The organism is Acidovorax sp. SRB_24 (assembly GCF_012931925.1).
The window spans coordinates 20524-30159 of the sequence record NZ_MWOM01000018.1; the positions used below are offsets into that span (position 1 = coordinate 20524).

Consider the following 9636-nt stretch of genomic DNA (forward strand, 5'->3'; position numbering starts at 1 on the left):
CCCGTGCGGGAAAGCGCCGTTTCCCATTGGTTATCATCCAGACCACTTCCCCTAGCTATACAAGGCATTGTTTCCATGGCCGATAAAAAAGGCTCTCCCAGCGAAAAAACCCTTTACTGCTCTTTCTGCGGCAAGAGCCAGCACGAGGTAAAGAAGCTGATCGCCGGCCCGTCGGTTTTTATCTGCGACGAGTGCATTGACCTGTGCAACGAGATCATCCGCGACGAGGTGCCTGCGGGCGAGGCGGGTCGCGATGGACGCGGCGATCTGCCCACGCCCGCCGAGATCAAGGCCAACCTCGACGGCTATGTCATTGGCCAGGAGCAGGCCAAGCGCACCCTGGCCGTGGCGGTGTACAACCACTACAAGCGCCTGCGCCACAAGGACAAGGCGCACAAGGACGATGTTGAGCTGTCCAAGAGCAATATCCTGCTGATCGGTCCCACCGGCTCCGGCAAGACGCTGCTGGCGCAGACGCTGGCACGCATGCTCGACGTGCCGTTCGTCATGGCCGACGCCACCACGCTGACCGAAGCCGGCTATGTGGGCGAAGATGTCGAAAACATCGTGCAAAAGTTGCTGCAGAGCTGCAACTACGACGTCGAGCGTGCGCAGCGCGGCATTGTCTACATCGACGAAATCGACAAGATCTCGCGCAAGTCGGACAACCCCAGCATCACGCGCGATGTGTCGGGCGAGGGCGTGCAACAGGCCCTGCTCAAGCTCATCGAAGGCACCATGGCCAGTGTGCCCCCGCAGGGCGGGCGCAAGCACCCGAACCAGGATTTCCTGCAGATCGACACGACCAATATCCTGTTCATCTGTGGCGGCGCTTTCGCCGGGCTTGAGAAGGTCATCGAAAACCGCACGGAGGCGTCGGGCATCGGCTTCGGGGCGACGGTCAAGAGCAAGAAGCAACGCTCGCTCTCCGACGTCTTCACCGAGATCGAGCCCGAAGACCTGATCAAGTTCGGTCTGATCCCGGAACTGGTCGGGCGCATGCCCGTGGTCACGGCGCTGGCCGAGCTCAGCGAGGACGCTTTGGTGCAGATCCTGACCGAGCCGAAGAATGCGCTGGTCAAGCAGTACAGCAAATTGCTGGCCATGGAAGGCGCCGAGCTCGAGATCCGGCCTGCCGCGCTCAAAGCCATTGCACGCAAGGCGCTGGTCCGCAAGACCGGTGCGCGCGGGCTGCGCTCCATCCTGGAGCAGTCGCTGATCGGCACCATGTTCGATCTGCCCAATGCCACGAATGTGGAAAAGGTCGTGGTGGACGAGTCCACCATCGACGACAACAAGCCGCCACTGCTGGTGTACCGCGAGGCGGCAAAAAAGGCCTGAGGCCTTGTCAAGGGCGCGGCGCTGGCCGTGCGCCCAGCAACCCTGGCGTCGGCGCGGATGTGCCGGCGGGTTGAAAATTTCCGCTGACGGACCATATTCCATTCAGTTTCACGAGGATTTCCATGTCCGGACACACCCCCTTGCCCGCCACGCCCATTGAGCTGCCGCTGCTGCCGCTGCGCGATGTGGTTGTATTCCCCCATATGGTCATCCCGCTGTTTGTGGGTCGGCCCAAGAGTATCAAGGCGCTGGAGCTGGCGATGGAGTCCGATCGCCGCATCATGCTCGTGGCCCAGAAGGCCGCTGCCAAGGATGAGCCCTCGGTCGAGGACATGTTCGATGTCGGCTGCGTCTCCACCATCCTGCAAATGCTCAAGCTGCCCGACGGCACCGTGAAGGTGCTGGTCGAGGGGCAGCAGCGCGCACGCGTCGACGCCATTGAGGATGCGCAGACACATTTCACCGCCACGGTGGCGCCGGTCGAGGCGACGGAGGAGTCGCACAAACCGAGCGAAATCGAAGCGCTGCGCCGCGCTGTGATGCAGCAGTTCGACCAGTACGTCAAGCTCAACAAGAAGATCCCGCCGGAGATCCTGACGTCCATCTCCAGCATCGACGATCCTGGCCGCCTGGCCGACACCATCGCCGCGCACCTGCCCCTCAAGCTGGAGAACAAGCAGGCCGTGCTGGACCTCTCCGATGTGAAGGACCGCCTGGAGAACCTGTTCGAACAGCTGGACCGCGAAGTCGACATCCTGAATGTCGACAAGAAGATCCGGGGCCGCGTCAAGCGCCAGATGGAGAAGAACCAGCGCGACTTCTACCTCAACGAGCAGGTCAAGGCCATCCAGAAGGAGCTGGGCGAAGGCGAAGAGGGCGCGGACATTGAAGAGGTCGAAAAGAAGATCAAGCTGGCCAAGATGCCGGCCGAGGCGCGCAAGAAGGCCGATGCCGAACTCAAGAAGCTCAAGCTGATGTCGCCGATGTCGGCCGAAGCGACGGTGGTGCGCAATTACATCGATGTGCTCGTGTCGCTGCCGTGGAGCAAGAAGACCAAGATCAAGCACGATCTGGGCAATGCCGAAGTGGTGCTCAACGAGGACCACTACGGTCTCGACAAGGTCAAGGACCGCATCCTCGAATACCTTGCCGTGCAGCAGCGTGTGGACAAGGTCAAGGCACCCATCCTGTGCCTGGTGGGCCCGCCCGGCGTGGGCAAGACCTCGCTGGGGCAGTCCATTGCCAAGGCCACCGGACGCAAATACGTGCGCGTGGCGTTGGGCGGCATGCGCGATGAGGCCGAGATCCGCGGACACCGCCGCACCTACATCGGCGCCATGCCTGGCAAGGTGCTGCAAAGCCTCGCCAAGGTGGGGACGCGCAATCCGCTGTTCCTGCTCGACGAGATCGACAAGCTCGGCATGGATTTTCGGGGGGATCCCTCGAGCGCCTTGCTGGAGGTGTTGGACCCCGAGCAAAACCACACGTTTGGCGACCACTATGTGGAAGTGGACTTTGACCTCAGCGATGTGATGTTTGTGGCGACGTCGAACTCCATGAACATTCCGCCGGCATTGCTCGACCGCATGGAGGTGATTCGTCTTTCGGGCTACACCGAGGACGAGAAAACCAACATCGCCATGAAGTACCTGCTGCCCAAGCAGCTCAAGAACAACGGCGTGAAAGAAGGCGAACTGCAGGTCACCGAGCCCGCGGTGCGGGACATCGTGCGCTACTACACGCGAGAAGCCGGCGTGCGTGCGCTGGAACGCGATCTCTCCAAGATCTGCCGCAAGGTCGTCAAGGCACTGCTGCTGGGCAAGCTGGCGCCGCAGGTCGTCGTGACTGCGGACAACCTGCCCGATTTTCTCGGGGTGCGCAAATACACCTACGGTCTGGCCGAGCAGCAAAACCAGGTCGGACAGGTGGTGGGACTGGCGTGGACCGAGGTCGGCGGCGACCTGCTGACCATCGAGGCCGTGACCATGCCGGGCAAGGGCGTCATCACGCGCACCGGGTCGCTGGGCGATGTCATGAAGGAGTCCGTTGAGGCCGCGCGCACGGTGGTGCGCAGCCGGGCACGGATGTTGGGTATCAAGGACGAGGCGTTTGAGAAGAAGGACGTCCATGTGCACGTGCCCGACGGCGCCACGCCCAAGGATGGTCCCAGCGCAGGGGCCGCGATGGCCACGGCGCTGGTGTCTGCGCTCACCGGTATTCCGGTGCGCGGCGATGTGGCCATGACCGGAGAGATCACGCTGCGGGGTGAAATCACGGCCATTGGCGGGCTCAAGGAGAAGCTGCTGGCGGCGCTGCGCGGTGGTATCAAGACGGTGTTGATCCCGCAGGAAAACATCAAGGATCTTCAAGAAATTCCGGCCAACGTGAAGAGCGGGTTGGTCATCGTGCCGGTGAAGTGGATCGACCAAGTGCTGGAGCTGGCCCTGGAGCGCAAGCCCGTCCCATTGACCGACGAAGAAGCGGCTGCGGTACCCGTGCCCGCAGCGGCCGATAAGCCCGTGGCCACGGTGGCCGTCCAGCACTGAAGATTTTTGTGGCGCACCCTTAAAATTGCGCTACAATATCTTCATTGCAGCAAACGTTGTACAATGTGAGGCTGTAGTGAAATGCGGGAATAGCTCAGTTGGTAGAGCGCAACCTTGCCAAGGTTGAGGTCGAGAGTTCGAGACTCTTTTCCCGCTCCAGTTCTCAAAGGGAAGCTTCGGCTTCCCTTTTTCTTTGGGCGTCCGCCGCGGTGGGGCCCGGCAGAGTTTGGGCATTGCACAGGTGCGCGGCCCGGGTTACGCTGCAGACGAGGCTTTGCGCCATGCAGCCCGCCCCGATGGTGAAATTGGTAGACACTGCGGACTTAAAATCCGCCGCTTTCCTGAAAAGGGGCGTGCCGGTTCGACCCCGGCTCGGGGCACCACTACGATTCAATCATGTCAAATTACAACGCTCCCTTCGAAATTCATGTCCATGGTCAGGTGCCGCTGCGCCCTGATGCCGGCTACGAGCAGTTGCAGGAAGCGCTCAAGCCCTTGTGGAAATATGCCGGCGCGCGCTCGCTGGCCGACGGCTCGGTCAGTGCCTATGAAGAAGAGCCTGGCATTCAGTTCGACGCGAAGGAGCACACGCTGCAGCTGTGCTGGACGGTGCGCGGTGACGAGGACTTCCGCCAGTCGCTCGACGAGATGTGCATGAGCCTCAATGAACTGGCCGAGCAAGGCGCCGCCATCGAGGTGACGTTCTACGACGCCGAGTTCGACGAGGACGAGGAAGAAGACGATGCCGAATCGCGCGACGACTTCGTCATGCTGTTCGTGGGCCCGACGCCCGCCGCCATCATGCAGGTGCAGCGCGACCTGCTGGTGCAGGACGTGGTGAACATGATGGAGCGCCACTTCGATGGCGCCGAGTTGGGCGGCGTGGTGGCCGAAATCGACAAGCTGTTCAGCCAGCGCTTTGACGCGCTCGTGAATTCGCTTGAAATCGGCAAGCCGCCGCGCGGCTCGGGCGGCTCCGGCGGCAGCCACGGTGGCGGCGGTGGTCGCCGCCCGCGCCATCTGCACTGATGGCGGCGCGCTGGCCGCTGTCCGGCGGCCAGCCCTTTGAATGTCCATGCACAGCGACCTGCCCTATCTGCGTGCCTATCCGCAGCCCTTGCAGGACCAGGTGCGTGGGATGCTGGGCGAGGGCGGCAGCGGTCTGGCGGCGCTGCTGCAGCGCAAATACCCGCAAGCCCACGCGGTGCGCACCGACAAGGCGCTCTACCACTACACCCAGGCCCTGAAGACCCGCCATCTGCGCAATGCCGATGCGGTCCACAAGGTGCTGTTCGACAGCAAGATCCATGTGGTGCGCAATGCCCTGGGTTTGCACACTAGCGTCTCGCGTGTGCAGGGCGGCAAGCTGGCGGCCAAACACGAGATCCGCGTGGCCGCCATGTTCAAGCAGGTGCCCGACGAGTTCCTGCGCATGATCGTGGTGCACGAGCTGGCGCACCTGCGCGAGCGCGAGCACAACAAGGCCTTCTACCAGCTGTGCGTGCACATGGAGCCGGCCTACCACCAGTACGAGTTTGACCTGCGCCTGTACCTGACGCACCTGGAGCGTGGCGGTGGGCGCATTTGGCGCGCCGATTGAAAAGCCGCCGGCAGGCTTGCTGCGATATCCATAGCTGCAAGCGTATGTCTGGCAAGCGTTTGAGACCAGTTTCAATCAAATTCACGGGATGACCACCTGGGCACAGCAGTCGGCGGGCAGTTCCAGCCAGCGCTGCGCCGCGGCCTGCAGGGGGTCCAGCGCTCCGGTCGTGAGCAGTTGCACGGGTGGCGGTCCGGCGTGCGCGCCGCCCAGTGGCTCTTTGGCCAACAGGCCGGCCGACTGCAGCAGCCGCCGCGTCTGCCGCGCCACCGGCTCGCCGGTTTCGATGAAGCGCACCTGCGGGCCGACCAGCGCACGCAGGTCGTCGGCAGCAAAAATGTAGTGCGTGCAGCCCAGCACCAGGGTGTCCATCTGCCCCGCTTCGGTGCCAAAACGGCCCATGGCGCGGAGGTGGCGGGTGCAGAGTGCCCGTATTTCAGTCGCAGATGGGTGGCTGGGCAGCGGCTGGGCAACGCTGCGTTCAATGGCGTGGGCCAGGCCGTCGCAGGGCTGCGTCACGAACTCGGCCTGCCCGGCCACCGAGGCCAGCAGTTTCGCAAACTTGGCGCTGGTCAGCGTGCCGCGCGTGCCGATCACGCCCACCCGCCCGGTGCGCGTGGCCGACAGGGCGGGCTTGAGCGCGGGCTCCAGCCCCACCAGCGGCAGGTCGGCGTGGCGGCTGCGCACCTCGTGGATGGCTGCGGCCGTGGCCGTGTTGCAGGCAACGACCAGGGCCTTGATGCCGTGCTGCGCGCGCAGGTACTGCGTGATCGCATGGGTGCGGGCGCCCACATAGGCGTCGCCGCGCTCGCCGTATGGTGCGTGGGCACTGTCGGCCAGGTAGACGAAGCGCTCGTAAGGCAGTTCTGCGCGCAGCGCGCGCAGCACGCTGAGGCCGCCGACGCCGCTGTCAAACACACCGATGGGCTGTGAAGGGACTGTCATGCAAGCACGGCAAAGTAGGGGTGGAAGAAAGGGTCTGGGCCAGGGGAGGGTCGCACGCCCCAGCCCCTGGCACAGGCGCGTGCGCTGCCACCACGCCCCCGGCGTGCGTCAGGCGGCGGTGACCCCGATGCCCTTGAACTCGCCCGTGGCAATGCGCTTTTGCCATTCGGCCGGGCCGGTGAGGTGGGCGCTGGTGCCGCCCGAGTCCACCGCCACGGTCACGGGCATGTCGACCACGTCGAACTCGTAGATGGCTTCCATGCCCAGGTCTTCAAACCCCACCACCTTGGCGTGCTTGATCGCCTTCGAGACCAGGTAGGCCGCGCCGCCCACGGCCATCAGGTAGGCACTCTGGTGCTGCTTGATGGACTCGATGGCGGCCGGGCCGCGCTCGGCCTTGCCGATCATGGCGATCAGGCCGGTCTGTTCCAGCATCATGTCGGTGAAGCCGTCCATGCGCGTGGCCGTGGTCGGGCCGGCGGGGCCCACCGCCTCGTCGCCCACTGGGTCCACGGGGCCGACGTAGTAGATCACACGGTTGGTGAAGTCCACGGGCAGCTTCTCGCCCTGGGCCAGCATGCCCTGGATGCGCTTGTGCGCCGCGTCGCGGCCAGTGAGCATCTTGCCACTCAGCAGCAGCGTATCGCCGGGCTTCCAGCCTGCCACTTCGGCCTTGGTCAGGGTGTTGAGGTCGACTTTTTTGCTCTTGTTGTAGTCGGGCGCCCAGTCGATCTTGGGCCACAGGTCGAGCGAAGGCGCATCGAGGTACACGGGGCCCGAGCCGTCCATCACGAAATGGGCGTGGCGCGTGGCCGCGCAGTTGGGGATCATGGCCACGGGCTTGCTGGCGGCGTGCGTGGGGTACATCTTGATCTTGATGTCGAGCACGGTGGACAGGCCGCCCAGGCCCTGCGCGCCGATGCCCAGGGCGTTGACCTTTTCGTACAGCTCCAGGCGCAGCTCTTCGACCTGGTCGAGCTTCTCGCCGCGCTGGCTCTTCGCCTGCAGCTCGTACATGTTCAGGTCTTCCATCAGGCTTTCCTTGGCCAGCAGCACGGCCTTTTCGGCCGTGCCGCCGATGCCGATGCCCAGCATGCCCGGCGGGCACCAGCCGGCGCCCATGGTGGGCACGGTCTTGAGCACCCAGTCCACCAGCGAGTCGCTGGGGTTCATCATGACCATCTTGGACTTGTTCTCGGAGCCGCCGCCCTTGGCGGCCACCGTGATGTCCACGGTGTTGCCGGGTACGATCTGCGTGAAGATCACGGCCGGGGTGTTGTCCTTGGTGTTCTTGCGCGCGAAATGCGGGTCGGCCACCACGCTGGCGCGCAGCTTGTTTTCCGCAAAGTCGTAACCGCGGCGCACGCCTTCGTTGACGGCGTCTTCGAGGCCGCCCGTGAAGCCTTCCCAGCGCACGTCCATGCCGATCTTCAGGAACACGTTGACGATGCCGGTGTCCTGGCAGATCGGGCGGTGGCCGGTGGCCGCCATCTTGGAGTTGGTGAGGATCTGCGCCATCGCGTCCTTGGCCGCGGGGCTTTGCTCGCGCTCGTAGGCGCGCGCCAGGTGGGCAATGTAGTCGGTGGGGTGGTAGTAGCTGATGTACTGCAGTGCACCGGCGATGGAGTCGATCAGGTCTTGCTGGCGAATGGTCGTGGTCATGGCATGGGGATCAGAGGTCGCGAATCTTCGATTATCCCCTGCAGGGCGCGAACGCCCCTGCCACCAGGGTTGCGGCCCCCCCATCTTGGCCGCTGCGCAGCGGCAGGGGTATGCTGGCGCACTACTTTGGAGGACGCACGATGACCCCTGCAGCACCTGCCACCGCCTTCCGCGCCGAACGTGACAGCTTTGGCGCCATTGACGTGCCGGCCGACCGGCTCTGGGGCGCGCAGACGCAGCGCTCGCTGCAGCATTTTGCGATCTCGGGGGAGCGCATGGCGCCCGAGCTGCTGCGCGCGCTGGCCCAGGTCAAGCGTTCGAGCGCCAGCGTGAACCAGGCACTGGGCCTGCTCGATGCCGCCAAGGCCGATGCCATCGTGGCCGCAGCCAATGAAGTGATTGCCGGCCAGCACGCGGGTGAATTTCCGCTGGTCGTCTGGCAGACCGGATCGGGCACGCAGACCAACATGAACATGAACGAGGTGCTGGCCAACCGCGCCAGCGAGCTGCTGGGCGGCGAGCGCGGCGAGGGCCGCTTGGTGCACCCGAACGACGACGTCAACCAAAGCCAGTCGAGCAACGACGTCTTCCCCACCGCGATGCACGTCGCCGCCGTCGATGCCGTCACGCACCACCTGCTGCCGGCGCTGGCCGCGCTGCACGCCACGCTGCAGGCCAAGGCCGAGGCGTTTGCCGGCATCGTCAAGATCGGCCGCACGCACCTGCAGGACGCCACGCCCGTCACGCTGGGGCAGGAAATCTCGGGCTGGGCCGCGCAGCTGGCGCACGGGCAGCGTCATGTGCAGGCGGCCCTGCCGCACCTGTGCGAACTCGCGCTGGGCGGCACGGCCGTGGGCACCGGGCTCAACGCGCCGGCCGGCTACGCCGTGGCGGTGGCGGACGAGCTGGCGCGCCTGACCGGGCTGCCGCTGGTGACCGCGCCGAACAAGTTCGAGGCCCTGGCCAGCTGCGATGCGCTGGTGCATGCGCACGGCGCGCTCAAGACGCTGGCCACCAGCCTCATGAAGATCGCCAACGATGTGCGCTGGCTCGCCAGCGGACCGCGCAGCGGCCTGGGCGAGATCGCCATTCCGGAGAACGAACCGGGCTCGTCCATCATGCCCGGCAAGGTCAACCCGACGCAGTGCGAGGCGCTGACCATGCTCTGCGCCCAGGTCATGGGCAACGACGTGGCCCTCAACATCGGCGGCGCATCGGGCAACTTCGAGCTCAACGTGTTCCGCCCCCTGGTGATCCACAACTTCCTGCAGAGCGTGCGCCTGCTGGCCGACGGCATGGCCAGCTTCAACACGCACTGCGCCGCGGGGATCGAGCCCCACCGCGCGCGCATTGCCGAGCTGGTGGAGCGCTCGCTGATGCTGGTGACAGCGCTGAACCCGCACATCGGCTACGACAATGCCGCGCAGATCGCCAAGAAAGCGCACCACGAAGGCCTGAGCCTGCGCGAAGCCGCCATCGCTTCGGGCCATGTGAGCGCCGAGCAGTTCGACGCCTGGGTGCAGCCGGCGCACATGGTCTAGG

The 9636-nt window shown here is 64.9% G+C and carries 7 protein-coding genes and 2 tRNA genes; 7 read left to right on the forward strand and 2 right to left on the reverse strand.

Annotation, left to right across the window (positions count from 1 at the left end):
• Positions 1–75: 75 nt before the first annotated feature.
• The 6 genes from clpX to B2J89_RS08700 all read left to right on the forward strand — a co-directional run bounded on the left by clpX (position 76) and on the right by B2J89_RS08700 (position 5487).
• The gene (gene clpX, locus B2J89_RS08675; protein ID WP_169168749.1) at positions 76–1341 is read left to right on the forward strand and encodes an ATP-dependent Clp protease ATP-binding subunit ClpX; all 1266 of its coding nucleotides are present in this window, start codon (positions 76–78) and stop codon (positions 1339–1341) included.
• Positions 1342–1463: 122 nt separating this feature from the next.
• Positions 1464–3887 carry an endopeptidase La gene (gene lon, locus B2J89_RS08680; RefSeq protein WP_169168750.1) on the forward strand — a complete coding sequence of 808 codons (2424 nt, stop codon included), beginning with the start codon at positions 1464–1466 and terminating at the stop codon, positions 3885–3887.
• Positions 3888–3970: 83 nt separating this feature from the next.
• A tRNA-Gly gene (locus B2J89_RS08685) sits at positions 3971–4046 on the forward strand.
• Between the two features lie 131 nt (positions 4047–4177).
• Positions 4178–4270, forward strand: a tRNA-Leu gene (locus tag B2J89_RS08690).
• A gap of 13 nt (positions 4271–4283) precedes the next feature.
• Positions 4284–4916: a DUF6806 family protein gene (locus B2J89_RS08695; protein WP_169168751.1), complete on the forward strand. Its 633-nt coding sequence runs from the start codon at positions 4284–4286 to the stop codon at positions 4914–4916.
• 46 nt (positions 4917–4962) lie between these two features.
• Entirely contained in the window at positions 4963–5487 is a 525-nt protein-coding gene (locus B2J89_RS08700) for a YgjP-like metallopeptidase domain-containing protein (protein WP_169168752.1), read from the forward strand.
• Positions 5488–5568: 81 nt separating this feature from the next.
• On the opposite strand, the gene murI is transcribed toward B2J89_RS08700, so the two are convergent.
• On the reverse strand, positions 5569–6432 hold the full coding sequence (murI, locus tag B2J89_RS08705; RefSeq protein ID WP_169168753.1) for a glutamate racemase: 864 nt from the start codon (positions 6430–6432) through the stop codon (positions 5569–5571).
• 108 nt (positions 6433–6540) lie between these two features.
• On the reverse strand, positions 6541–8094 hold the full coding sequence (locus B2J89_RS08710; RefSeq protein WP_169168754.1) for a fumarate hydratase: 1554 nt from the start codon (positions 8092–8094) through the stop codon (positions 6541–6543).
• Positions 8095–8234: 140 nt separating this feature from the next.
• Between B2J89_RS08710 and fumC the strand changes: the two genes are divergently transcribed.
• Positions 8235–9635 (forward strand): class II fumarate hydratase, encoded by a 1401-nt coding sequence (fumC, locus tag B2J89_RS08715; protein WP_169168755.1) that lies wholly within the window; start codon positions 8235–8237, stop codon positions 9633–9635.
• The last annotated feature ends 1 nt before the right edge of the window (position 9636 follow it).

Excerpts from the sequence above, each read along its gene's own strand:
- B2J89_RS08695 (WP_169168751.1), top strand. The coding sequence starts at position 4,284 with ATGTCAAATTACAACGCTCCCTTCGAAATTCATGTCCATGGTCAGGTG.
- clpX (WP_169168749.1), top strand. The coding sequence starts at position 76 with ATGGCCGATAAAAAAGGCTCTCCCAGCGAAAAAACCCTTTACTGCTCT.
- B2J89_RS08700 (WP_169168752.1), top strand. The coding sequence starts at position 4,963 with ATGCACAGCGACCTGCCCTATCTGCGTGCCTATCCGCAGCCCTTGCAG.
- lon (WP_169168750.1), top strand. The coding sequence starts at position 1,464 with ATGTCCGGACACACCCCCTTGCCCGCCACGCCCATTGAGCTGCCGCTG.
- murI (WP_169168753.1), bottom strand. The coding sequence starts at position 6,432 with ATGACAGTCCCTTCACAGCCCATCGGTGTGTTTGACAGCGGCGTCGGC.
- B2J89_RS08710 (WP_169168754.1), bottom strand. The coding sequence starts at position 8,094 with ATGACCACGACCATTCGCCAGCAAGACCTGATCGACTCCATCGCCGGT.
- fumC (WP_169168755.1), top strand. The coding sequence starts at position 8,235 with ATGACCCCTGCAGCACCTGCCACCGCCTTCCGCGCCGAACGTGACAGC.